The 25,029-nt window shown below is 68.3% G+C and carries 12 protein-coding genes and 2 pseudogenes; 11 read left to right on the plus strand and 3 right to left on the minus strand.

What is annotated here, in order from left to right; all coding sequences use genetic code 11:
* Nucleotides 1-996: homocysteine S-methyltransferase family protein (locus ACZ5XS_RS03475; protein WP_468647524.1), on the minus strand; the 996-nt coding region annotated here is incomplete at its 3' end.
* Nucleotides 997-1,479: 483 nt separating this feature from the next.
* Here ACZ5XS_RS03475 and ACZ5XS_RS03480 point away from each other — a divergent pair.
* From ACZ5XS_RS03480 to ACZ5XS_RS03505, 6 genes and pseudogenes are all read left to right on the plus strand, one after another.
* Nucleotides 1,480-3,528 (plus strand): APC family permease, encoded by a 2,049-nt coding sequence (locus tag ACZ5XS_RS03480; RefSeq protein WP_468647525.1) that lies wholly within the window; start codon nucleotides 1,480-1,482, stop codon nucleotides 3,526-3,528.
* Between the two features lie 57 nt (nucleotides 3,529-3,585).
* Complete coding sequence (locus ACZ5XS_RS03485; protein ID WP_468647526.1) at nucleotides 3,586-4,938, plus strand: class I SAM-dependent RNA methyltransferase; 1,353 nt, start codon at nucleotides 3,586-3,588, stop codon at nucleotides 4,936-4,938.
* Nucleotides 4,939-5,301: 363 nt separating this feature from the next.
* Nucleotides 5,302-5,733 (plus strand): annotated as a pseudogene (locus ACZ5XS_RS03490) (transposase); the annotation flags it as partial.
* 991 nt (nucleotides 5,734-6,724) lie between these two features.
* Nucleotides 6,725-7,439: pseudogene (locus ACZ5XS_RS03495) on the plus strand (transposase).
* 101 nt (nucleotides 7,440-7,540) lie between these two features.
* Complete coding sequence (locus ACZ5XS_RS03500; protein WP_468647527.1) at nucleotides 7,541-8,722, plus strand: Shedu anti-phage system protein SduA domain-containing protein; 1,182 nt, start codon at nucleotides 7,541-7,543, stop codon at nucleotides 8,720-8,722.
* 645 nt (nucleotides 8,723-9,367) lie between these two features.
* Entirely contained in the window at nucleotides 9,368-9,757 is a 390-nt protein-coding gene (locus ACZ5XS_RS03505; protein ID WP_468647528.1) for a hypothetical protein, read from the plus strand.
* Nucleotides 9,758-10,365: 608 nt separating this feature from the next.
* Here ACZ5XS_RS03505 and ACZ5XS_RS03510 read toward each other — a convergent pair.
* Nucleotides 10,366-13,500: an FG-GAP repeat domain-containing protein gene (locus ACZ5XS_RS03510; RefSeq protein ID WP_468647529.1), complete on the minus strand. Its 3,135-nt coding sequence runs from the start codon at nucleotides 13,498-13,500 to the stop codon at nucleotides 10,366-10,368.
* A 430-nt stretch (nucleotides 13,501-13,930) separates the two neighbouring features.
* On the opposite strand from ACZ5XS_RS03510, the gene ACZ5XS_RS03515 reads away from it, so the two are divergent.
* The 3 genes from ACZ5XS_RS03515 (at nucleotide 13,931) to ACZ5XS_RS03525 (ending at nucleotide 22,120) form a co-directional block, all read left to right on the plus strand.
* Nucleotides 13,931-20,656 carry an RHS repeat-associated core domain-containing protein gene (locus ACZ5XS_RS03515; RefSeq protein WP_468647530.1) on the plus strand — a complete coding sequence of 2,242 codons (6,726 nt, stop codon included), beginning with the start codon at nucleotides 13,931-13,933 and terminating at the stop codon, nucleotides 20,654-20,656.
* 96 nt (nucleotides 20,657-20,752) lie between these two features.
* Nucleotides 20,753-21,331, plus strand: coding sequence for a hypothetical protein (locus ACZ5XS_RS03520; RefSeq protein WP_468647531.1), 579 nt, complete (start codon nucleotides 20,753-20,755; stop codon nucleotides 21,329-21,331).
* Nucleotides 21,332-21,859: 528 nt separating this feature from the next.
* Nucleotides 21,860-22,120, plus strand: a complete 261-nt coding sequence (locus tag ACZ5XS_RS03525) for a hypothetical protein (protein ID WP_468647532.1) — start codon at nucleotides 21,860-21,862, stop codon at nucleotides 22,118-22,120.
* Nucleotides 22,121-22,159: 39 nt separating this feature from the next.
* Here the strand turns inward: ACZ5XS_RS03525 and ACZ5XS_RS03530 are convergent, their stop codons facing one another.
* Nucleotides 22,160-23,263, minus strand: coding sequence for an IS110 family RNA-guided transposase (locus ACZ5XS_RS03530; RefSeq protein WP_468647533.1), 1,104 nt, complete (start codon nucleotides 23,261-23,263; stop codon nucleotides 22,160-22,162).
* A 478-nt stretch (nucleotides 23,264-23,741) separates the two neighbouring features.
* On the opposite strand from ACZ5XS_RS03530, the gene ACZ5XS_RS03535 reads away from it, so the two are divergent.
* Together ACZ5XS_RS03535 and ACZ5XS_RS03540 are read left to right on the plus strand one after the other, a co-directional pair.
* Nucleotides 23,742-24,215: a hypothetical protein gene (locus ACZ5XS_RS03535; protein ID WP_468647534.1), complete on the plus strand. Its 474-nt coding sequence runs from the start codon at nucleotides 23,742-23,744 to the stop codon at nucleotides 24,213-24,215.
* Nucleotides 24,216-24,730: 515 nt separating this feature from the next.
* On the plus strand, nucleotides 24,731-24,970 hold the full coding sequence (locus tag ACZ5XS_RS03540) for a hypothetical protein (RefSeq protein ID WP_468647535.1): 240 nt from the start codon (nucleotides 24,731-24,733) through the stop codon (nucleotides 24,968-24,970).
* Nucleotides 24,971-25,029: the final 59 nt, after the last annotated feature.

Raw genomic sequence — 25,029 nt, forward strand, 5'->3', positions numbered from 1 at the left:
CTCCGGACGCGGCTCCCGCACCCCCGGAGCCACCCCCCGCACCCGCTCCACCACCTGCCGCAAATGCTCCGGCGTCGTCCCGCAACAACCACCGATCAGACTGAGGCCGTAGTCACGCACGAACGTCTCCTGCGCGTCCGCCAGTTCCGGGGCGGTCAGCGGGTAGTGGGCGCCGTCCTTGCCGAGCACCGGGAGACCGGCGTTGGGCATGCAGGACAGGGGGACGCGGGAGTGACGGGCAAGGTAGCGCAGGTGCTCGCTCATCTCGGCCGGGCCCGTGGCGCAGTTGAGGCCGATCATGTCGATGCCCAGCGGCTCCAGCGCGGTCAGCGCCGCGCCGATCTCCGAACCCAGCAGCATCGTGCCGGTCGTCTCGACGGTCACCGAGACGATCAGCGGGCGGTCCTCGCCGAGCGCGTCGAGGGCGCGGCGGGCGCCCACGACGGCGGCCTTGGTCTGGAGCAGGTCCTGCGTGGTCTCGACGAGGAGCGCGTCGGCACCGCCCGCGATCATGCCTTCGGCGTTCCGCTGGTAGGCGTCGCGCAGGGTGGTGTAGGGGGCGTGGCCCAGCGTGGGGAGCTTGGTGCCGGGGCCCATGGAGCCGAGGACCCAGCGCTGCTGCCCCGTCGAGGCGGTGAACTCGTCGGCGGTCTCGCGGGCGATGCGGGCGCCCGCCTCGGACAGTTCGTACACGCGGTCGGCGATGTCGTACTCGCCGAGGGCGGCGTGGTTCGCCCCGAAGGTGTTCGTCTCCACGCAGTCGACGCCCACGGCGAAGTACGCCTCGTGGACGGAGCGGACGATGTCCGGGCGGGTCAGGTTCAGGATCTCGTTGCAGCCTTCGAGATTCTCGAAGTCCTCCAGCGTGGGGTCCTGGGCCTGGAGCATGGTGCCCATCGCTCCGTCGGCCACCACCACCCGGGAGGCGAGCGCGTCTCGGAGCGCGGACACACGAGTCCGGCTGTCGGCGGAAGGGGTCGGCGGCACAGAGGCCATGAAAGGGCTCCCTCGGGTGCGACGGCTGTCGGCTTAGCTGCCGGAGGGCGTCCGGCAGACTCGATGCCACGGTACTAGCCGCCCTCATCGGTGTCGCCAAGGAGTTCGCCCCGGTGTCCCCCGGACCCCGCTGATCCCTGGCTGGTACTTGACCGCGGATCCGGAGTGACTCACCTACGGCTGATGCTCCTGACGCTGATGAGAGTCAGGATTCCGAGGCCGACGAGGGTGCCGGCGGCGCCGATCAGCTCTGCGGTGGTGTGCATGGACCCTCCAGCGGTCGGCAACAGCCTGGGAAACGGTCGGGATTTAGTCATATAGGCATGGCAACCGCACGGCCCCCGGAATCCGCAGCCGCACCGCCCCTGATTTCACTCGGAGAGCAGACACCGAGCGGTCCGGGAGCCGGCGCTGCGCACCCGCGGAGCAGAAGTGGGGTGGCGGGTGGGCGGCCCCGCGTTCGAACGCCTACGATCCTCTGTTGTGTCCAAACTGACCGACGTGCCCAAACGGATCCTGATCGGGCGCGCACTGCGCAGTGATCGGCTCGGCGAAACGCTCCTGCCGAAGCGCATCGCACTGCCCGTCTTCGCCTCCGACCCGCTGTCCTCCGTGGCGTACGCGCCGGGAGAGGTGCTGCTGGTCCTCTCCATCGCGGGCGTGTCGGCGTACCACTTCAGCCCCTGGATCGCTGTCGCGGTCGTCGTGCTGATGTTCACGGTGGTCGCCTCGTACCGGCAGAACGTGCACGCCTACCCGAGCGGCGGCGGCGACTACGAGGTGGCCAACACCAACCTCGGCCCGAAGGCGGGCCTCACGGTCGCCAGCGCCCTGCTCGTCGACTACGTGCTCACCGTCGCCGTCTCCATCTCCTCCGGTATCGAGAACCTCGGCTCGGCGGTCCCCTTCGTCGTCGAGCACAAGGTGCTCTGCGCGGTCGCCGTGATCGTGCTGCTCACGCTGATGAACCTGAGGGGGGTCAGGGAGTCGGGCTCGCTGTTCGCGATTCCGACGTACGTCTTCGTCGCGGGCGTCTTCATCATGATCGCGTGGGGCGCGTTCCGCGGGCTGGTGCTCGACGACACCATGCGGGCACCGACGGCGGAGTACCAGATCAAGCCCGAGCATCAGGGCCTGGCCGGTTTCGCCCTGGTCTTCCTGCTGCTGCGTGCCTTCTCCTCCGGCTGTGCCGCGCTCACCGGCGTGGAGGCGATCTCCAACGGCGTCCCGGCCTTCCGCAAGCCCAAGTCGAAGAACGCGGCGAACACGCTGGCGTTGATGGGCCTGCTCGCCGTCACCATGTTCTGCGGCATCATCGCGCTGGCCGCGGTGACCAAGGTCCGCATGGCCGAGAACCCGGCCACCGACCTGATCAACAACGGAGTCGCGCTCGGCTCCGACTACGTGCAGAACCCGGTGATCTCCCAGGTCGCCGAGGCCGTCTTCGGCAAGGGCAGCTTCCTGTTCATCGTGCTGGCCGGGGCCACCGCGCTGGTGCTGTTCCTCGCCGCGAACACCGCCTACAACGGCTTCCCGCTGCTCGGCTCGATCCTCGCCCAGGACCGCTACCTGCCCCGCCAGCTGCACACCCGCGGCGACCGCCTCGCCTTCTCCAACGGCATCGTGCTGCTCGCGGGCGCGGCCATGCTGCTCGTCGTGGTCTACGGCGCCGACTCGACCCGGCTGATCCAGCTCTACATCGTCGGCGTGTTCGTGTCCTTCACGCTCAGCCAGACCGGCATGGTCCGCCACTGGAACCGCCACCTGGCGACGGAGCGGGACCAGGCCAAGCGCCGCCGCATGATCCGCTCCCGTGCGATCAACGCCTTCGGCGCCTTCTTCACCGGCCTGGTGCTGGTCGTCGTCCTGGTCACCAAGTTCACGCACGGCGCGTGGGTCGCGCTGCTCGGCATGATGATCTTCTACGCGACGATGACGGCCATCCGTAGGCACTACGACCGGGTGGCCGAGGAGATCGCGGCTCCCGACGGCCCGAGCGACGACAGCGTACGGCCGTCGCGGGTCCACTCGGTCGTGCTCATCTCGAAGGTGCACCGACCGACGCTGCGGGCGCTGGCGTACGCCAAGCTGATGCGCTCGGACACCCTGGAGGCGCTCAGCGTCAACGTCGACCCGGCGGAGACCAAGGCGCTGCGCGCGGAATGGGAGCGGCGCGGGATCGACGTACCGCTGAAGGTACTCGACTCGCCGTACCGCGAGATCACGCGGCCGATCATCGAGTACGTGAAGAGCCTGCGCAAGGAGTCGCCGCGTGACGCGGTGGCCGTGATCATCCCCGAGTACGTGGTCGGCCACTGGTACGAGCAGCTGCTGCACAACCAGAGTGCGCTCAGGCTGAAGGGCCGGCTCCTGTTCACCCCGGGCATCATGGTCACCTCGGTGCCCTACCAGCTGCAGTCCTCCGAGGTGGCGAAGAAGCGGGCCCGCAAGCGGCAGGACTGGAACGCGCCGGGTGCGGTGCGGCGCGGGCCGGCGCAGGAGCGGGCGAAGGACTCGTCGACACCGACGTAGACTGGTGGGCTGTTGTCCGCCCGTTCCACCCTCTTACGCACCTGGAGTCACCCCGCCATGCAGGCAGAACCGAAGAACACGCAGGCGGGGTCGCAGGCGCGGTCGCTGGTGGGGGAGGAGTACGAGGTCGAGGTCGGCCCCGTCGCCCACGGCGGTCACTGCATCGCCCGTACCGACGAGGGCCAGGTGCTGTTCGTCCGGCACGCGCTGCCCGGCGAACGGGTCGTGGCGCGGGTGACCGACGGCGAGGAGGGTGCCCGGTTCCTGCGGGCGGACGCGGTCGAGGTGCTGTCGGCGTCCAAGGACCGCATCGAGGCGCCCTGCCCGTACGCCGGGCCCGGCCGCTGCGGCGGCTGCGACTGGCAGCACGCCAAGCCGGGCGCGCAGCGCCGCCTCAAGGGCGAGGTCGTCACCGAGCAGCTTCAGCGGCTCGCCGGTCTCACGCCCGAGGAGGCGGGCTGGGACGGCACGGTGATGCCGGCCGAGGGCGACAAGCTTCCTGCGGGCCAGGTACCGCAGTGGCGCACCCGCGTGCAGTACGCGGTCGACCCCGACGGCAACGCCGGGCTGCGCCGCCACCGCTCGCACGAGGTCGAACCGATCGACCACTGCATGATCGCCGCGGAGGGTGTCAGCGAGCTGGGCATCGAGAAGCGCGACTGGGCGGGCATGGAGTCCGTCGAGGCGATCGCGGCGACCGGTTCGCAGGACCGCATGGTGATCCTGGAGCCACGGCCCGGTGCCCGGCTGCCCCTCGTCGAGCTCGACCGGCCCGTCTCCGTCATGCGCGTCGAGGAGCACGACGGCGGAATCCACCGAGTCCACGGCCGCGCGTTCGTGCGCGAGCGCGCCGACGGCCGCACCCACCGCGTCGGCAGCGGCGGCTTCTGGCAGGTCCACCCGCAGGCGGCGGACACGCTGGTGACGGCGGTGATGCAGGGTCTGACGCCGCGCAAGGGCGAGATGGCGCTGGACCTGTACTGCGGTGTCGGCCTCTTCGCGGGCGCGCTCGCCGACCGGCTCGGCGACAAGGGCGCGGTCCTCGGCATCGAGTCCGGCAAGCGCGCGGTCGAGGACGCCCGGCACAACCTCGCGAACTTCGACCGCGTCCGCATCGAACAGGGCAAGGTCGAGGCGGTCCTGCCGCGCACGGGAATCACCGAGGTCGACCTGATCGTCCTGGACCCGCCGCGGGCGGGAGCGGGCCGCAAGACGGTGGCGCATCTGGCGTCGCTCGGGGCACGGAGGATCGCGTACGTGGCCTGCGATCCGGCTGCGCTGGCGCGGGATCTGGGGTACTTCCGGGACGGGGGGTACCGGGTTCGGACGTTGCGGGTGTTCGATCTGTTTCCGATGACGTCGCATGTGGAGTGCGTGGCGATTCTTGAGCCTGCAGCAAAGGGCGTCTGACCTGCTGCTTTTCTGATTTCCCAGGTTGCGGGCGGGTCGTGCCGACATGTTTCCGTAGGTCCACTGCGTGGAGCGTGCTGCAGGTTCCCGCCTCGTGTCTCACCTGCGGGTTCGCAGCGGGGGCGTGGATCAGGAACGCTCTGCCTCGACTCCGTGAGGGACGGGTTCGGTGAATGTCTTGACGCTCGTTCGACGCTGTTTCTGACGGAGCGTGAGGTGGTCGTGCTGGGTCAGATAGCGCGGGTCAATCGACTTGTCGGGCTTAACTCGTCGAGCAGCGCGTTAGGGCTGATCTTTGGTTCGGGCCATACGGCGACAGGTCTCGGGTTGACGTGTGCTGATTGCGCTGGCCTCGTTACCCTGTGTCGTAAGGAACGGCCGCACCCCGTGCCCAGTTGCGTTTCACCGACGCCGACGGCATGCGCCTGACCTGCTTCGCCACCAACGCCAAGCATGTTCCGATCGCCGCTTTGGAGCTGCGGCACCGTCGGCGGGCCCGCGCCGAGGACCGCATCCGCGCCGCCCGCGCCACCGGCCTGCGCAACGTGCCCCTGCATGACGCCGCGCAGAACCAGATCTGTCGCCCTCGACCTGCTCGCCTGGATGCCCATGCTCACGCTGACCGGCGCCGCCCGCCGGCGGGAACCCCGCCGCCTACGACTGCGACTGTTCTCCGCCGCCCAGCTCGTCACCACTGGCCGCCACCGTATCCTCCGCCTGGCACAGCACTGGCCCTTCACCCACGTGATCACCAGCGCCCTGGCCCGGCTCGATGCCCTCCCGAACCCCGGCTGACCAGCGGTGTCCCGTCCCTACGCGCAGCATCATCTCGTGGAACCCGGCGCTCACCCGACGCGACAGCCGGGCCATCAACCTGCCCACAGGCAGAAATCTCCGCTCCGAACGAGCAGAAGGGGTCCGTCAGCAAGCTGACGGACCCTCATGCAAGATCGAGGCTAACGGAGTCCTATTAGGTGATACTCTGAGAGTGCTCAGTCCGGGGCAGTTCCCCGGTAATCGGTGCGGGTTCTGACGGCCAGTCATCGAACTGTTAGCTCACTGAGTATTGAGATCCACTTCGAGTTTCGATCCGCGACGCGCCTTCATTGAAGGAAGACGTTGCACGTCAGGGGCGAACTCGGTTCGACGACATGCGTATTTGCATGGGTCGGATCGAGCGCCCGTGCCCGGTCCGACCCCTACAGAAGGGTTGAGGGACCGGATGGAAACCGTCGGGTGGGCTGCCGCGATCGTCGGCGTTCTCAGCGGGGCAACGTGGATCGCGGGGCACGCGCTAGATCAGGTGCCGGTCATTTGCCGCAAGGCGGCCAAGGCCGTGCGCTCGGTGCGCGTTCTCAAGCAGGAGCTTCGCAGTCCCAAACCAGAGTTGGACGCTACAGGCCGAGAGCCCGAATGACTGCGGATACATCCGCGAGGATTGACGGGGCGTTACCATGTCGGCGCCCCGACATCGCGATGTATCGGCCGGTCCCGTAGATCTCCACGGCCGTACCGTCGGGGCGCCGGATCTTCCGTCCCTGTCGGACGTCAGCGCGGCCCCAGATATGCAAGCCGTCGCCGGACGCGGACACCTCTACGTAGGTGGCGCCCGCGTCGCGAACGATGGCCGCGGCCCACGGGGCGAGACTGCCAGTGAGCGGGTTCAGGCAGTGAGCTTCTTTGAGTTGGCCACCGATCGGGTGATGGGCCGTGAAGCGCAACGAGCGAGGCTCCCGGGCGTTGATCGAGATGTCTGACGTCTCAATCACGTTGCTGGGGGGCCTCGTTGGTCATCCATCCTGCCGCACTCGACCTTCCGCATGCACTCGTGGAGTGGGTCACCATGCTGATCGTCACCCGTGAGGGCGACCGACGCTGCAAGCTCCGCCCCGTCCCAGCGCGTGATGGTGGCACTGGTGTACCTGCGCGAACACACCACTCTCGCGAAGATCGCCGCTGGATTCGGGATCAGCGAGTCCACCGCCCACGCCTACACCAGCGCGGTCGTCGACCTGCTCGCCGACGTGCACCGGGCCCGTTGAAGACGCTGCGCGGGCACGAACCCGACTTCGTCCTGCTCGACGGCACCCTCGCCGAGTGCGACCGGGTCGGCGACGGCCGGGCCGTGTGCAGGTGGTCACCGACCCCGGCGGCCGGCTGCTGTGGCTCCTGCCCGCCCTGCCGGGCCGCACCCACGACCTGACCGCCGCCCGCACCCACCGGATCATCTGGATCTGCGAGCGCCAGGGCGTTCCCATCCTGGCGGATCTTGCCTACCAGGGCGGTTGCCCCTGGCTGACCACGGGCATCAAACGCAGGCCCTGCAGGAACTCACCCCCACCGAGAAGACCGTCAACCGGGCCCTGGCCGCGGCACGGGCACCGGTCGAACGAGGCGTCGCCCGCCTGAAGTCCTGGCGGATCTTCCGCAGAGCCCGCTGCATTCCGAACCGCATGACCTCAATCGCCAAAGCCGTCATCACCCTGGAGCGGCAACGCTGAAGAAGCTCACGGAAGAACCACCACACCACGTCGCCGCTTGCGGCTACGGTGGGCGCGTCGTTTCAGAAGGAGGGGAAGTGCCAGAGCTACGGTGGCAGGTCGTGGCCGAGAGCCTCGAACGTAAGTGCAAGGCGCCGACGGTCGAGCAGATCACCATCGCACGCGCCTTGGCCCTGCCCCTAGAACAGGCCACACCTGAGCTGGTCGCTGCCGCCGAGCTGCGCGTCCTGCTTCGAACGCCTCTAGGACTCACGCTCGCCGGGGACTTCGGCGACGACGAGTACGAGGTCCTCCTCGATCTCGGGAACCGCACCGACCTGGCGGTTCCCGACATGGAACAGCTCGGGTGCCGGGAGGTGCTTAACGCCTGGCTGCGCGTCGCCCGTGACCGCGAGTCCGCCGCCGCCCTGCGTCGGCTAGAGCCTGCGGTCGATGATGTTGTCACCGCTCGCGACCGGCGCAAGGGGCCGGATATGCACGGCGAGATCTCATCAATCGGCGCCAATGGCCGACTGCACTTCCGGGGCGGCCACGGGCTCGGCACTGCCCCGCACCGGGTCACCCACATCACCCGCCCCGGTGAGGACGGCTATCTCGATCAGCTCCACCTGGCCCGCGAACACGCCGCTGCGGTTCAGAGCAACCCGGCTCGGATTACCCGAGCCCAGGAGGCGCAGCTGGAACGCTGGCGGATCAACTTTCCAGCGACCCCGGCGGCGATCGAGGGACTGCGCAACGCATTGGAGACAGCGGACGACGAGGCCGCGATGCAGCGGCTCTTGGAGAAGCACCCGGCGCTGCTGGCCGGTACCGTAGTGGGCACCCACGACACCTGGATCCGGCCCCAGGTCCAGCTCGGCAACCACTACATGGCCGACTTCATGATCGCCGGTCAGACCTCACTCGGAGTTCGGTGGACGCTGGTCGAACTGGAGAGCCCGGTCAGTCGCCTGACCAACCCCGGCAATAGGCGGGCGACGGCCACCCTGCGGCACGCGGTCGACCAGATTGAGGACTGGCGCAGGTGGCTGTCCACCAATCTGCACTACGCCCGCTCCGCGCGCGACGCCGACGGGCTGGGCCTGCCGGGTATCACGGCCGAAGTCCCAGGCTTGATCATCATGGCCCGCGAGACTTACGACGACGCAGCCGCCGAAATCCGGGAACTGCATGCCCGGCGCTCCCACATCCAGGTACGCACCTACGACTGGCTGATGCGCATCAACGAATCCCCCGACCCTCTGCGCCGAGACGCCCCCGACCAACGCCTTCGGCTCGCTTGAACCAGCCGTCCCTCTGCAAGCAGCCGTCAGCCTGGAAGAACCGAGGCCCTGGCGTTCTCGATGGAGTACAGAAGGCACGGCTTCATCGGGTGCGCCGGCCGGTCAGCCCGAAAGCCCGCAGGCGTGCCTGCCGAGCCAACGGGCGTGCCGGGGCAGTTGGTCGTGGGCCTGTTCCGTCCCGGAGAGCAGGGAGGTGCTGTGCGTCATGACGCTCGTTTGACGCTCTGGTCTCCCGCAGGCGGGACAGCGAGCCGGCCTATGACCTGGCCTTTTCCGAGACCCGCTCAAGCCGGCATCTTTCCGATGACGTCGCATGTGGAGTGTGTGGCGATTCTTGAACCGGCGGCAAAGGAGCTCTGACCTGGAGTTTTCCTAGGCCGCTCAGGCGCGGCCGGGTGTGCTCGACCTGTTTCCCGACCCGCATCACATGGAGTGCGTGGCGATTCTGGAGTAGTCGGCGGCCCGGGCAGGGGTGCCGCGTCCCAGGCGCGGGGCCATGATCCCCACCGGCGCTGCCCCTGCCTCTCGCCGCACACGCCGGGCCCGCTCCTCGTCCGCGACGGAGCCCGCCTCTCGGCACTGCCCCGGCCCTGCATACCGTACGGGGGCGCAGGCGCCGTGCCGCGCGGAGGAGGAAGCCTGATCATGAGCGAGAAAGGGCGGGACCGCGCCCCCTGGGACGACACGGGCGTGCTGGACGGGGCGGTCAGCGGGTCGTCGCGGTTCTCCGTGACCGGGGGAGGGACCCGCCTGCGGGTGGAGTACCGGGTGGCGGGCGAGGGTGTCGCGGAGCTGAACTACGCCCCGACCGGCCAGGAGGGGGAGGAGGAGGTCGGTGTCGACGAGCCGCACCTGCCCTGGAGCAAGGAGGTCGTGATGCGCGGGCCGATCGTGATACCCGTGCTCGGCGTCACCCTCGACGAGGACGGAGGACGAGCCGAACTGGTGGTGCTGGTGGATGGCCGCGAGTCCGCACGGGTCACCGTCACCGGGCGCTCCGCCACCGGAATCTGCGTCGCCGACCCGCTTCGGTAGCGGCGGTCGGCCGAGGGCGGCCGACCGTGAAGGTGACGGGCGAATGGCCCCGTTCCGCGCACCGATGCACGCGGGGTGGGGCCGTTCATGCCGAGGGCGGGCGCCGGGTCAGGTCAGGTCAAACAAGCTCAGCGGTGAGCTCGTCGTCGGCGCCGGGTACGAAGTGATCGTCCTGATCACTGAAACGCACGGCAGTCAGCCTGTGCGCTGCATTGGCCTGTACGCGGGGTCGGCAGCAGCAGGCAGCTCGCGATGCCCAGTGCCGTCATCTGGCCATGGGCAGCGAGGCGTGTTGGTAGGGGGCGGGGGCACAGGCATCGGCGGCGCCAGCGCTTGATCGGATCAGAAGTTGACTTCTGCGGCGTAGCGTCTCAAGGGGCAATGCCACGCCGGATCTGAAATGCCAAGCCTGGCATGATTCGATCTGTCTCGTTTCGCAGGCGCGCAGGCGCGCAGGGCCGAGCCTGCAGGGAGTATCAAGAGCAGGTAGGCGTTGATGCCCGTTTGACGCTTCGGGTCGTGGTACGCGCTTGCTGTTTCCTCCGCTTTGTCAGTGAGGCGGCCGGTTGCCGGGTGCGTCCGGCCGCCTCACTGACGGGGTGGTCGGATCAGGAGATCAGCTTGATCGCCTGCCATCCGCCCCCGCCGACCACCGTCGGCGGCCCTACCATGCCGGTGCGGCGGCCCGGGAGGAACTCCAGCCCCGCCGTGGTGTTCGCCGTTGTCGACCACAGATCCGGGATGCCGTCGGCGTTGCTGTCTCCGGAGGCGGTGAACAGCGGGCGTGCGGTTGTGGTCCAGCCGGTGGCATAGGCCGTGCGGTTGGCGCCCGCCCCCAGTGACGCGGGATCGGTGCCGCCGTCCGGGACACCGTCGCCGTCCGCGTCGCCCGCGCTCTTGCCGTGGTACATCCACAGGTCGCCGGTGGTGGTGCTGCGAGCGATCAGGTCGGCGAAGCCGTCGCCGTCCGCGTCACCCGGCGAGGCGAGCTGCATGACGCCCCAGCCCGACTTGCCGATCAGGTAGCCGGTGTCAATCGTGCCGTATACGGAGCCCGGCAGGAACCACAGCTGGTCGCCGATGACCGCCACGAAGTCCGGGTGCGGCTCCTCGCTGTCCTGGGTGATGTCGCCGACCGAGACGATCTGCTTGATCGTCGCCGGGTCGATCGCCACCTCGGTCTCCGGGTCGGGGAAGATGTGCACCTGCTGCTTGGTGTCCTCGGTGAACTCGCCCAGCCCGTTGTTGGGGTAGACCCACAGCTTGTTGTCGGAGCGGCGGGCCACCAGGTCCTCGTAGAAGTCGCCGTTGGTCCAGTTGCCGCGGTGGGTCAGCAGAGCGTCGTTCCAGCCGCCCGCAGTGGACAGGGGGAGCATGGTGGCGACCTTGCCGCCGCCTGTGCCGCCGTACAGCCGCAGATTGCCGGTGCCGTCGACGGCGAGGAGGTCGGGATCGCCGTCGCCGTTGACATCACCGGGCTTGTCCGCAAGGCCCGGACTCTTCACGTAGAACCGGTAGGGATAGACCGGGCCGGGGTTGCCTCCGGCGTCGACCATGCGCACGTACAGGGTGTGCGGTCCTGGGGTGAGGGGGGTGACCGGTGCGGTCGCCGGGCCGCCCTTCGTGGCGGGCTTGGCTTCCTTGCTCGGCGGGGTCCGGTCGAGGTCGTACAGGTACTTGGTGGTGTCCGTCACGCCGTTGGCGCCGAACTGGAACATCCCTTGCGTACGGGCCAGGGCGCCCTCCACCGGTTCCATGTCAGCGGTGGTTTCCGGGAACAGGTCGTCCTTGGAGTCGACGGTCGGCATCACCGTCGGGGCGTTCGGGTCGAAGCCGAAGCGGCAGCCCGCAGCGCCCTGCGTCGGTGTCCAGTCGGAGGCGAACGCCGAGTCGGAGACGTCTTCCGCCTGTGCCTTCCAGGAGAACTGGCCGTTACTGGCGCCGAGATGTTTCAGCAGCGTGGCCTTGGGTACCTTGACCCGCGCCTGGGCACCCTTGGAGTTGCCGGATACGACGGTTACCTGGGTGCGGGTGTCGAAGATGATGCCGGGTGACACATCGTGCTTGCCGGTGGCCCACAGGTGGAACTGGACGTTGACTTTGCCGCCGTCGGGGTCCCACACCTGAGCTGTGAGGGTGACGTCGGTGTTGCCCAGCGTCACGTACGTCGAACCGTTTCCGCACTCGGTGGCGCCGACCTTGGTGCTGGGAAGGGTGTCCAGCGCCCAGGGGGCGTTCGGGCGGCGGTTGAACTCGACGATGAGCTTGGCGTCCGGCTTGAACTTCTTCCAGCTGTACTCGTCCTTGTTGTCCTCCGCGCTCTGCGGGGCGCGGAGACCGAAGGTGATGTTCGCCCACTTGCCGGCGGCGGCCTTGACCGCGGCGTCCTTCGCGGTGAAGTCGACCGCCGCGTTCGGGCAGCCGTACGTCTCGTTGCCGTGCGCGTAGTTGCGGCTGTCCTGGCGCGCGGACCAGGACGGCTGCGCCTTCCATGTGGTCTTCGAGGAGATGCCACCCGTCAGCCACAGTTCCACCGGCTTGGGCGTGCAGGACCACGAGTGCGTCTCGGTGATCTGGAACTGCGCGTCGACCACCTTCACTCCGGCGAGGAACTTCGAGCCCACCCGGAAAAAGGAGCGGGCGGTGCCGCCGGTCGAGGACTCGTAGCCCACCCGCGCTTCGCTGGTGGTGCCGCCGCTCCAGCCCGTGCCGTTCCAGTAGCTGTCCGTCGGGTGCGGCTTGTAGGCGATGGTCCACGCCTCGCGGGTGCCGGTCATCCGCGGGTCGATGTAGACCGGGAACTCGGTGTCTGGCGCGGTCAGCAGTTCCTGGTCCGGCGTGAGCAGGATCTGGTCGTCGGTGACTTCGACACCGACTTCGCGGCTCTTGGTGCCGGGGGTGAGCGGGGACGGTTCGGCTTCGGCCGCCGGTGCCTGCGCGGCGGCGTCGGCCGTTGTGCGTGCCGCCTTCGATGCGGGCACGGGGGCCTGCTCCTCCGCGGTGGAGGAGTCCCACATCCGGGCCGTTGAGGTCGCGAAGACCGTCTGGCCGGCCGCGTTCACGACCTGGAGCGTGCCGGTCTCACCGTCCTGGCGCACCTCGAGGTTCTCGGTGTGCAGGCCGAAGCCGACCTCGGCGAGTTCGGGACGTTCGGCGGCTTCGGGCGTCTTGACGATCAGCGCCTGGTGGAAGCCGTCGACGCTGGCGCCCACCGCGAGGTCTACGCCGGGGAAGACGTCCGGGTACGTGGCGGTGTGGCCCTTCAGAACCGGGTCCGGCAGCGGCTCCGGCCAGGTCAGGGTGAGTCGGCCACCCCGGTCGGCGAGTGTCACCAGCCGCTTGTCTCCACCTGCGGAGAAGCTGACGTCACCGGGCGCGGCCTCGGGCCGGACCCGGCCGGCCGCCTCGGTGAGGGTGGTGTCCACCGGGAGCCATGTGCCTTCGCGTTTCACGCGCACGGGCAGGGTGTGCTGCGTGGTGCGCAGATTGCCGTTGGGCAGGGCGTGTGTCTCGCTGGTCTCGGAGCGGGCGGACACCACCTCCACCGGCTCACCCGTTTCGGCGGCCCGCTCCAGCGCACGTCCCTCGGCACTTGTGGCCGTCGGGGAGCCGGAGCCGGCCGGCGTGTCGGTCGCCAGGGACGTGAGCGGGGTCAGCCCCACTGACGTACCGGCGAGCACCGCGACGAGCGCGGCCCGACTCCAGCGTCCGGCCCGACGCTGTCTTCGTAATTTTTCTGGCATGGGCGAATCCCCCCGGAATCGTTGCCAGGCGAACCCTCCACGAGGCCCGCCGCGCACCCGCCGACGCGGGCCGCAGCGCCGAACAGTACACGTCACAAGGGGAGTTATTTACTGAAAGATGATCAGAGTGGGGATTGTCGCATTGCTTTCCTTTTACTTGTTAGGGCGATCTTCACACCTTACTCTCTGACCGTTCACCACTCAATCACACAGAGTGAGTAAAGGGGGAGGTCCTTCAGTGGACCAATTAACGAGACAGTTGCGCTACTTAGCCCACTGGCACAGATCCGTGTCCCTCATCGTGGGACTCATCCTTTTCGTCGGACTCATACCCGACGATGCCAGTGCGGCCGACGGGGAAACCCGACTCGGGGACATACAGCGCGAAAAGTCCGTCCCAGGCAGGGATTTCGACAAAGAACGCCCGAAGGTGCGCAATGACGCCGACGGTGTTTTCCGGCCGTCGGCCGGAAAGGCCGCGGCCGACACCTTCACGACTCTCGTCACCGACCGCGAGAACAAGCTGCCCCGGCGGGCGCCGCTGACCAACGGCACCGCCGTGGACGGGTTCGCCGGCGACACCGGCCTGCGGAAGCACCTCGTGAGGGTCCGTCAGGCTTCGGCCAAGGCGTCGACCACCGGTAGCGGCCCAGGTGTTCGCGCCCGGGGCGCTGCCCCGAAGCGCGCTGCGGCAGACCCCGGCACTGCCGTCCAGGTCCAGGTCAAGGACCGGGCTGTGGCCGACCGGGTCGGCGTGCGAGGCGTGGTCTTCACCGCCGCGCCGGCCGACGACGGTCCGGCCACCGCCGCTTCCGGCTCGGTCGAGCTGCAGCTGGACTACACGTCGATCAGGGACACGTACGGCGGTGACTGGGGCTCCCGGCTCCGGCTCTACCGCCTGCCGGCCTGTGCGCTGACCACGCCCGAGCTGGAGAAGTGCCGTACCCGCACCGCGCTGCCGGGCGCCAACGACCCGGCCGCACAGCACGTCACCGGCACCGCCGACCTGGCGGCGGCACCCACCGTGTTCGCCGCGACGGCCGCGGCCTCCGGGCCGGGTGGCAGCCACGAGGCCACCTCACTGTCGCCCTCCGGTTCGTGGATGGCCGGTTCGTCATCCGGCGGGTTCTCCTGGACGTATCCGATCGAGGCTCCCGAGGTTCCCGGCGGTCCGCAGCCCGAGGTCGAGCTGTCCTACTCCTCGCAGGCCGTGGACGGCCGTACCGCCTCCACCAGCGCGCAGTCCTCGTGGATTGCCGAGGGCTGGGACTACGAGCCGGGCTTCATCGAGCGGCGCTACCGCTCCTGCTCGGACGACAAGGGCGAGGTCGACGGAAAGAAGCCGAACAACACCGGTGACAGCGGTGATCTGTGCTGGGGCTCGGACCACGTGGTGATGTCGCTGGGCGGCAACACCACCGAACTCGTCAAGAAGGACGGCACCGACGAGTGGCGTCCCGCCGACGACGACGGCTCCCGCCTGCAGCGCAAGAGCGGCGCCGCCAACGGCTCGAAGGACGGTGAGTACTGGGTCCTGACCACCACCGACGGCACCCAGTACCACTTCGGCCTGAACAAGCTGCCGGGCGCGCCCGACGGCACGGTCACCAACTCGGCACTCACGGTGCCGGTGTTCGGCAACCACCCGGGCGAGCCGTGCCACGCCACCGCGTTCATGGACTCCGACTGCAAGCAGGTCTACCGCTGGAACCTGGACTACGTGGTCGACCCGCTGGGTGACGCCATGACCCTGTGGTGGACCAAGTGGGCCAACTACTACGGCCAGAACATGAAGGCCGACCAGCAGGCGTCCTACGACCGCAACGCGCAGCTCTCGCGCATCGACTACGGCCTGCGTTCCGACAAGCTGTTCGGCGTCCTGCCGGCCGGCCGGGTCGCGTTCACGCTGGCCGAACGGTGCATCGCCGACGCCGCGTTCGACTGCGCGGAGGCCAAGCGGACCACCGCCAACGCCAAGCGCTGGCCGGACACCCCGCTGGACCAGGAGTGCGCGTCGGGGGCCAAGTGCACCGACAAGTACTCCCCGACGTTCTGGTCGACCAAGCGCCTGACGAAGATCAGCACCAGTGTGCTGTCCGGTACCGCGCTGAAGCCGGTCGACTCCTGGGCGCTGGACCAGTCCTTCCCGGCCACCGGTGACGGCACCTCGCCGGCGCTGTGGCTGGAGTCCGTCGCCCGTACCGGGCACGGCGCCGGTGGGAACGCCGCCATGCCGAAGGTCACCTTCTCCGGCCTGCAGATGGACAACCGCGTCGACAAGGTGGAGGGCCTGCCGCCCTTCTCCCGCTACCGGGTCCACGCCATCGACACCGAGACCGGCGGCCGTATCGGCGTCACGTACTCGCCGCGCGACTGCCAGGCGCTGGAGCCGAAGCGGATGCCGGCGTCGCCCGAGTCCAACACCATGCGCTGCTTCCCGCAGTACTGGACGCCCAAGGGCGCCCTCAACCCGGTGAAGGACTGGTTCCACAAGTACCTCGTCACCGAGGTCCGCGAGGAGGACCTGGTCACCGACAGTCCCGCCAAGGTGACCTCGTACGAGTTCCTCGGCGGCGCGGGATGGGCGTTCGACGACAGCGAGTTCACCGAGAACAAGCACCGCACCTGGTCGCAGTACCGCGGCTACGAGCGGGTCCGCACCCGCCAGGGCGGCGCAGACGACGTCAAGCAGCTCACCGAGCACCGTTACTTCCGCGGCCTGCACGGCGACAAGATGCCCTCGGGCACCCGGTCGTCCACCGTCACCACCAGCGACGGCACGAACCACGACGACCTGGCGCACTATCAGGGCCAGTTGCTGGAGCAGATCACCTACGCCTCCGACGGCGGCCCCGTCGACTCCGCGACCGTCACCACCCCCTGGGCGGTGAAGACGGCCACCCGGACCCGTGCCGGAACCACGCCGCTGGAGGCGTGGATGGCCCGCCCGGAGACCGTCCGCACCCGCGAGCGCGTCAAGGGCGACACCTGGCGCACCTCCACCGAGACCACCAAGTACGACAGCTACGGCCTGCCGTACCAGGTGGAGGACAAGAGCCCCGGCGGCAAGGTCCGCTGCTCCACGATCACTTACGCCCGCAACACCACCGCGTACCTGATCGAGTCGGAGTCCCGCGAGAAGACGACGCTCGGCGCCTGCGGCACCACCGGCGGCGAGGTGGTCGAGGACACCCGCACGCTCTACGACAACCTGGCCTTCGGCGCGGCCCCCACCAAGGGCCTGCCCACCGAGGTGCAGGAGCTGAACGGCACCGGCGACGGCTACGTCACCATCGACAAGACCGCGTACGACATCCACGGCCGCGAGACCGCGACCTGGGACGCGGACAACCGCAAGACGTGGATCGAGTACACGCCGGTCACTGTCGCGCGGCCGACCAAGCAGGTGTCCCATGACCCGCTCGAGCACACCGAGACCACGGTGTTCGACGATGTCCGCGGCCTGCCGCTGACCGAGGAGGACGCCAACGGCAAGAAGGCCACGATGGAGTACGACCCGCTGGGCCGTCTCCTGAAGGTCTGGGAGATCGACCGTGACCCGGCGACCCAGACGCCCACCGCCACGTACGACTACACCGTCCGCCGCGACGGCCCGACCATCGTCACCTCGCGCACGCTCAAGGACAACGGCCAGTACGCCGTGTCGTACGAGATCCTCGACGGCCTGCTGCGCGAGCGGCAGACCCAGGACAAGGCGGTCGGCGCCGGGCGGATCGTCAACGACGTCTTCTACGACAGCGCCGGCCGGGTGTGGAAGGAGAACGACGGCTACTACAACAACGACGACCCCGCGCCCGAGCTGCTCTCGGTCGGCGACCAGGACGTCACCTCCCAGAACCGGGTGACCTTCGACGGCCTGGGCCAGCCCACCTCCGAGGCGTCCTGGTACCGGGGCACGGAGAAGCTGCGCACCACCACCGAACGCGACGGGGACGTCTCCACGACGATCCCGCCGAAGGGCGACACGGTCACGGCGACCTTCGAGGACGCCGAGGGCCGCGTGGAGCGGCTGCGCGAGTACACCGACAGCGCGCGTACGAAGTGGCGGGACACCGTCTACGAGTACGACGACCTCGACAACCTCCGCAAGGTGACCGCCCCCGGCGGCGCCGTCACCACCTTCGAGTACGACAAGCGGGGCCGCCAGACGGCCTCGATCGATCCCGACGGCGGCCGTACCGAGATGCGGTACGACAACTCCGACAACGTGGTGGAGACCATCGACCCGCTGGGCCGGTCCCTGTTCACCACTTACGACGTCGGCGGACGTCCGACCACCCTGCGCGAGGGGAGCGCGACCGGCCCCAAGCGCCTGGAGTGGACCTACGACTCCCTCTACAAGGGTCTGCCGACCGCGCAGATCCGCTACGAGGGCGGCCGTGAGTACCGGGAGGAGGTCACCGACTACGACAACGCCTACCGGGTGAAGAAGTCCCAGACGGTGATCCCCGCCGAGGAGACCGGCGTGGCCGGCACGTACGAGTACGAGTACTCCTACACGCCGACCGGCAACCTCGCCTGGGTGTCCGTGCCGGGCCTGGGCGGTCTGGTCACCGAGCGGATCGTCTTCCGCTACAACACCGACGACCTGCCGATCTTCGTCGGCGGCGCGTCCACGTACCTCGCGAACGCCCAGTACTCGGCGTTCGGCGAGATCCTGCGCACCGACGCGGGACCGGCGGGCAAGCAGGTGTACGGCACCTACGTCTACGACGAGTTCACCCGTCGCCTGCAGACGGCCACCTTCGACCGCTCGATCAGCCCGGTGCGTATCAACGAGGCACGGTACGGGTACGACGAGGCAGGCAACGTCACCAGGATCACCGACGTGCCCGGCAGCGCGTCCGGCGACGCGGGCAAGACCGACACGCAGTGCTTCGTCTACGACCAGCTCAGGCAGATGACCTCCGCCTGGACGTCGAAGACGGCGGACGACTGCGCGGCGGCGCCGACGAAGGACACCGTCGGCGGTCCGGAGGCGTACTGGCAGTCGTTCCAGTACGACGCGGCCGGCAACCGCACCAAGCTCGTCGAGCACGACACCACGGGCGACGCCGCCAAGAACGTCACCCGTGACTACGTCTACGGGAAGGAGGGTGTCGGCGGTCCGAACGCGCTGGCCGAGGTCAAGTCGACCGGCCCGAAGGGCGAGACCCTGGCCACCTTCGGCTACGACAAGGCGGGCAACACCACCGGGCGCCAGCACGGCGGCACCAACCAGACCCTCGAGTACGACATCGAGGGCCAGCTCCGCAAGGTGACCCAGCCCGTCGAGGGCGGCGGCACGAAGACCACGTCGTACCTGTACGGCGCGGACGGCGAACGCCTCATCCGCACCGGCGCGGACGGCAGCCGCACGCTCTACCTCGCCGACGCGGAACTGACGGTCAACGCGGCCAACACCAGCGCGAAGGCGGAACGCTTCTACCCGCTGCCGGACGGTTCCACGATGGTCCGCGCGACCGGCGGGATCCGTCAGATGATGCTCGCCGACCACCACGGCACGTCCCACACGGTCGTGGACATGGCCGACGCGGCGATGCGCGTCACGCGGCGCAAGTCGATGCCGTTCGGCGAGACACGGGGGCTGGAACCCGAGTCCTGGCCCGGACAGCGCGGCTTCGTGGGTGGCACGGTCGATGAGGACACCGGGCTGACCCGGCTGGGTGCCCGTGACTACGACCCGGCCACAGGACGGTTCATCCAGGTCGACCCGATGGTCGACTACGGTCAGCCGGCCACGATGAACCCGTACGCCTACAGCAACAACGCCCCGGCCACCTTCTCCGACCCGTCGGGCGAGTTCTTCCCCATCCTGATCGGGATCGCGGCCCGTATCGCCATCCAGGCGGCGATCCGCGCGGCGGCCCGCCGCGCGGCGATCATCGCGGCCCGCAAGGCGGCCCAGGCGGCGGCCCGTCGGGCGGCGGCCCTGGCCCGCAAGCGTGCCCTGGAGGCGGCCAAGCGCGCCGCGGCCAAGGCCCGCCGTGAGGCGGCCCGGAAGGCGGCGGCGGCCAAGCGTGCGGCTGCCAAGCGGGCGGCGGCCCGAGCGGCGGCCAAGCGGGCGGCGGCGAGAAGAGCGGCTGCCCAGGCGAGGGCCCGCGCGGCCCAGGCGGCCAGGAAGGCAGCGGCCCGCAGAGCCGCGGCCCGCAAGGCGGCGGCCCGCCCGAAGCCGCGCGCCAAGCCCCGCTCCCAGCCGAAGCCGAGGCCCAAGCCTCGGCAGGTGAAGCGGGCGGTGAAGAAGGTTGCCAAGGAGGTCCGGGAAGAGGCAAAGGAGACCGTCAAGGACGAAGCACAGGGCCAGGTTCAGGAGGGGGCCTGCGAAGCGAACAGCTTCCGGCCCGGAACACTGGTGCTGATGGCCGACGGCTCGACCAAGCCGATCGAGAAGGTCAGGCCCGGTGACAAGGTCATCGCCACCGACCCGGAGACGGGCAAGACCTCCGTCCAGACGACCGCGGCGACGATCGTGGGTCACGGCAGCAAGGATCTCGTCCGCATCACGCTGAAGATCCACGACGGCTCCACCGCCAAGACGGCGACCACCACGGTCACCGCGACGGCCGGACACCGGTTCTGGGTGCCGTCCCTGCGGGAGTGGGTCGACGCGGGTGAGCTGAAGCCGGGTCAGTGGGTCCGGACGACCTCTGGCACCTGGGTTCAGATCAGTTCGGTCGAGGCGTGGACGGCCCGGGAGGCAACGGTCCACAACCTCACGGTCACCGACGTCCATACGTACTACGTGGCGGCGGGGGCCACACCGGTCCTGGTGCACAACGCCACTTGCAAGACCGTCGCGGTGAATGACGCGGGCCGTTTCGGAGACCTCAATCCTGGTCAGCCCGGTGATGGTCTGGAGGCCCACCACATGCCTCAGGACGGTCTTGGTTTCCTCGCCAGAAATGAGGGAGGGGCCATTGTGATGACGGCCGCCGACCATGCTCTGACGAGAACCTACAAGAGCCGGGGACGTAGGACGAAGCGGATTGAGGCCGGCCTTCCGTTCCGCACTGTTCTCGCCCGTGACATCTGGGACATGCGCAGGATAGGACAGTTGCAGCACGGGGATCCCGGCTATTTCAACCCGGGAATCCGAAGATTGCTGGCCTATTACCGAAAAATAGGCATGATCTAGTTCCGAGAGGGCGCCTGCGGTGCTGGAATTTCCTACGCCGCAGGCGACCTTCGGTCGCACGTTCCGGGCCGACTGGCCGTCTGTTATCGTTACGACATGTCTCAGTCTGTTGATCTGCTAGCGCGTATTCGTGAGGATGAGGCTCTCACAGTGCTTCTTGCGAATACATTTGAATTTGATGTCCGACGCGCCGATTATGTAGACGCCCCGCGGATTTCCTCAGGGAAGCGCCTTGAAGTGATCGCCGGGGATTTTACGGGTGGCAGATATTATCTGTATAGTGAGAGCGTCGTCCGTCCCGTGTGGTATGCCAGTAGTGAGGGAGAGGCCGGAATAATTGGCGCGGATCTTGCTGAGGCCCTCTGTCTAGTAGTTGGACTGCCTTACTGGCGAGACTGTTTGAAGTACTCCGAAAATGGCGACCTGTCCTCCATGAGGGCGGCTGCTTCCTTTCTTCAACGGGATATGCTCGCGGATTCCCCCAATACCGTTCTTGCGCAGACCCAGGCGGCCGGTGCGCTCGGTCTGGCGATTGAGTCCGTGCTGACCTTGGTGGACCGCCTCCACGCGTCTGTGCAGAGTGCCGATCCCGGCGACGTGTTTCTCGATGAGACCGGGGAGTACGACGTTCTGTTCGGCCCCTTTCCACCGAGTCGGAATCAACGCTGGCGGTAGACGAGGCGACCAGCCGGCTTGGCCGGTGCGCAGTCGCTTTGCGCTGGTATGCGATGCCTGGAATCGTCTGGTTCGAAAGGGGCAGCCATACGATCGTTCTCCGTCCAGGGGCGGGGGAAAAGGGCTCCGAGCACGACGATCAGGCGGGTGTCGGCGTCGATGACGACCTGGTGGTTGTGTCGCACTTCTTCCGCCGCAAGTTCCATGCGTCGTGCAGCGCGAGTACGGCGGCATAGGATCGCTCGCCCTCGGCGAGCTTCGCCGCCGCGGCATCACGGACGGCTCGCAACACTGTGTGATCCGCATGGAGATGGCCCGCCGACAGGCGAAGGAAGCGCATGCCAGCGGACCGATGCCGAGCTCCCGCATACCCTGTGGAACCCGTCGACAGATTCGGCAGTCGCTGGCGCTTCAGCAGAACGGCTACACAGCCCGCTGGGAAGTACCGACCGCGAGTGAAGCCAGAAGAGCACGCCGGGGCCTCGGCTCGCTCATGATCACCACTGTCAGAGTGAGGGTCGTACCTTGATGAACGCTGAGCAGTTCATGGCGAGGGCCTTCGCGACTCTGCTGGTTTCCATCGACCTTATGGACGATGACGAGCTGGACCCGGACGTCGCCGCAGCGCTGGTCGAGCCTGTGGCGGCCATGGCCAGGGAACTGACCCCTGAGGGTCGCGCGAAGCTCGTCACGCTGATTCACACCGCCGCGCAGTCAGAGACCGACCCGGTCAGGCAGCGATCCATGCTCGCTCTTCCCGAGGAATTCGGGCTGCTGGGGGAGGACTGACGGTTACGTCCCTTTCATAGTGATTCCTAATGCGGTCTGTCAAGCCGCGAGTGTGCTTGGTGGCGCGAGTTCGTAGGTCCGTCCGTCGCGTAGGAGTGCCCAGAGGACGTTGACGCGGCGGCGGGCCAGGGCGAGGACGGCCTGGATGTGACGCTTGCCCTCGGAGCGTTTGCGGTCGTAGAACCGGCGGGAGTCCTCGCAGTGGCGGATGCTGAACAACGCGGAGATGTAGAAGACTCGTTGGAGTCGGCGGTTGTAGCGGCGCGGGCGGCGGAGGTTACCGCTGATCTTGCCGGAGTCGCGGGGCACGGGGGCAGCGCCGCCAAAGCCGGCGAGGCGGTCAGCAGTGCCGAAGAGACTCATGTCGCCGCCGGTCGCGGCCAGGAACTCGGCACCGAGGATCACGCCCAGGCCCGGCATGCTGGTGATCACTTCGAAGTCCCGATGTTCGCGAAACAGGGCCTCGATCGCCTTGTCGAGCTCGGCGACCTGCTGGTTGAGGGTCATCACTTCCCGCGCGAGCGTGTGCACCATCTGAGCAGTCAGTTTCTCGCCGGGTAGGCTTGTGTGCTGGCGCCCGGCGGCCTCCAGAGCTGTCTCGGCGAGCCGGTCAGAGCGGAGGACCTTGCGGTTGCGCAGCCAGGTCTCGAGCCTCTTCTTGCCTGTCCGGCGCAGGGAGGCCGGGGTCTGGTAGCCGGTCAGCAGGGTGAGCGGGCCGGTGTTGGTCAAGTCCAGAGCCCGCTCCAGGCCGGGGAAGATGTCGGTGAGTTGGGCGCGAAGCCGGTTGACGGTGCGGGTGCGGTCGGCGACCAGGTCCGCGCGACGGCCGGTGAGGATCTTGAGGTCGGTGACGGTCTCGTCGCCGGTGCGTAAGGGGTGCAGGTCGCGGCGGATGCGGGCCTGGTCGGCGATAATGGCAGCATCCTTGGCGTCGGTCTTGCCTTCGCCGCGGTAGCTCTCGGAGGCGCGGTGGATGGCCCAGGTCACCTCGTCGCCCAGGGCCAAGACATCGGTGAGTAGTTCGAGGATTTCGGGTTCGTCGTTGGCGACGCGTCGGGACAGCAGCCGACGGCCGCTCTCGTCGATCGCGACACAGTGGTGATGGGTCTTTCCTGCGTCGATGCCGGCCCAGATCATGGCCATGTGGTGCCTCCGTGCGGTGTGGTGCTGTTGCCTCCCGACGGACGACCTCGCTGTCGATTCCCTACTCAGCGATCATTCGCAATTCCTAATTGGCAACCGAGTCGTCGTGGGGCGCCGGGCGGCCAATCACTGAAAGCCACAAGCGGCAGAGCCTTTTGAACCACACCCGGCACCCCTGGGTGGGTCAACCATACGAAGGGCTCACCGCATCCCACAGAACAACGTAGGGAGCCCTTTCCGACCTCTCGCGTCAGCTGGGCGGTTGGCCTGACGGACACGTACCCAGCTCTGCCCTCGGTTTCCTCGCCGCCCGCCTGAGGGAACATCGACGCGCTCTGGGCATCCGATGGCCGCGCTGCCTGGCGGTGGTGCACAAACCGTTCGGGCACCGGCGCAGCAGGCAAGTGCTGCCGGGATGCGACATGTGCCAGGCTGTGACGTTCCGGCTTCGTATCACGGTTATGCACGGAGGGTAGTCGTGGGGCGCATACTCAAGAGGGTCTCCCAGGTGCCTTGGGGGGAGCTCTCGGACTTGCATGGATCGGCTCGGGGTATCCCGGCGCTGCTGTCCATCCTGGCCTGGGGCAGCCATGACTGCGCGAGTCCGGCACTCGACGAACTCAGTGACCGGGTATGCGCCTTGGGGTTCGTCGTTTCGGGGGCGACTCCTCACGTCGTGCCCTTCCTGACAGAGCTGGCGGGGGAGTCCGCCGTCTCCCGACGAGCGGAGATTCTGGAGCTTTTGGCCAGCATTCACTCGGCGAGACAGTGGGAGTCAACGGCTTCGGCAGCATCGGGAAGGGACGCCCAGCAGTACCAGGAGAAGGTCGCCTGGGAAGCCGAGAGCAGGCGTGCGGTGTTGGCCGGCCGGGAGGTGTACCAGCGGTTGCTGGACGATCCGACCCCTGGTGGGGCCGAAGCGGCACACCGACTGGTGTCGGCTGTGGAGTAGTACCGGGCGCTTGCGCGCGCGTTGACGGCGGCTCCCTCCTCCTTTCTTCGGAAGGAGCCGCCGTCACCTGTTTGCGACCAGTTCTTCGAGGTGGGCGCCCCGCTCTTCGACCAGACCAAGAAACTCAAGGGCCTTAAGTCCGACACAAGACCTGCCGGGAGGCCGTTGACCTGGCCGAGACGCTACTGCCCGTCACCCCCGGGAGTCACCCGCGCGGTCGTCCTTGTCACCGACACAACCCAACTGGCCCTGTGGCGGACCCTGCTGACCGGAACCGAACCCATCTCGGCCGCCCCGGTGGTCCTGCGCCGTCACGACCGCCGCAGCCTGCGGGGCTGGGTTCAGCGTGTCAACATATTTCCCACGGAGGACCGCCTGGACCGTCTCCACGAGCTGACCGGCGGCTGGCCGCTCTTGGCCGGCGGAGCACATCGCCTGCATGCGAACCGGGCGGCCCCGACCAGGTGTTGCGCCGCCTGGCGAACCTACGCGCGGACCGGGCCGAGGCTCGCGCCTTGGCCGAGGCGACCGGCGTGTACGCGGACCCGCTGCTTGCCGCTGGGTACCGGCCCCTCAACGACGAGTTCAGGGACGGCCCTTTCGATTTGGAGCGCGCGGTGAATGCTGAGGCGCTCGCGATCGAGGACGAGGACGAGGACGAGGGGCGGTGGATCGTCAACGCCTCTAGGTTCTTCTCGTGTTCGACCGCGAGGACACCCAATTGCGCCTGGAACCGCTGTTGCGCCAGTACGTGACGATCCGCATGTGACGGTGCGTGACAACGGTCCGGCCGCCCGCATGTCCGAGCGGCCGG

The organism is Streptomyces sp. NPDC033131, from assembly GCF_055578365.1.